Annotated in this window: 4 tRNA genes; all 4 read left to right on the top strand. The window is 49.9% G+C overall.

The window, feature by feature from the left end:
- Positions 1-66: 66 nt before the first annotated feature.
- The 4 genes from CWB78_RS18160 (at position 67) to CWB78_RS18145 (ending at position 470) form a co-directional block, all read left to right on the top strand.
- A tRNA-Pro gene (locus CWB78_RS18160) sits at positions 67-143 on the top strand.
- Between the two features lie 55 nt (positions 144-198).
- Positions 199-275: transfer RNA gene (locus CWB78_RS18155), tRNA-Arg, on the top strand.
- Positions 276-299: 24 nt separating this feature from the next.
- A tRNA-His gene (locus tag CWB78_RS18150) sits at positions 300-375 on the top strand.
- Positions 376-393: 18 nt separating this feature from the next.
- Positions 394-470, top strand: a tRNA-Pro gene (locus tag CWB78_RS18145).
- Positions 471-485 lie beyond the last annotated feature (15 nt).

Below are 485 nucleotides of genomic sequence, written 5' to 3'. Positions count from 1 at the left end.
ACCCCGAGCACATGCCTATTATGCACCCCCGTGTCAACGAGGTCACTCGCAGGCAATAGTAAGTATCGGCGATTAGCGCAGTTTGGTAGCGCACTTGGTTTGGGTCCAAGGGGTCGCAGGTTCAAATCCTGCATCGCCGACCATTTTTATGTTTACTCATAACAATTTAACTTACTAGTGAACTATGAAGTTTTCGATGCGCCCATAGCTCAGCTGGATAGAGCAACGCCCTTCTAAGGCGTCGGTCGAAGGTTCGAATCCTTCTGGGTGCGCCATTTTGAAAACACTGTAATGCCGTGGTGATTGTAGCTCAGTTGGTAGAGCCCCGGATTGTGATTCCGGTTGTCGTGGGTTCGAGCCCCATCAGTCACCCCAATTTACAAAAAAGAATATCGGCGATTAGCGCAGTTTGGTAGCGCACTTGGTTTGGGTCCAAGGGGTCGCAGGTTCAAATCCTGCATCGCCGACCAGTTACGAATAAGATT

The organism is Pseudoalteromonas sp. S1612 (assembly GCF_005887175.1).
Taxonomy (GTDB): domain Bacteria; phylum Pseudomonadota; class Gammaproteobacteria; order Enterobacterales; family Alteromonadaceae; genus Pseudoalteromonas; species Pseudoalteromonas undina.
The sequence above is the reverse complement of the archived record's forward strand: the minus strand, read 5'-3'. Positions and strand labels throughout refer to the sequence as shown.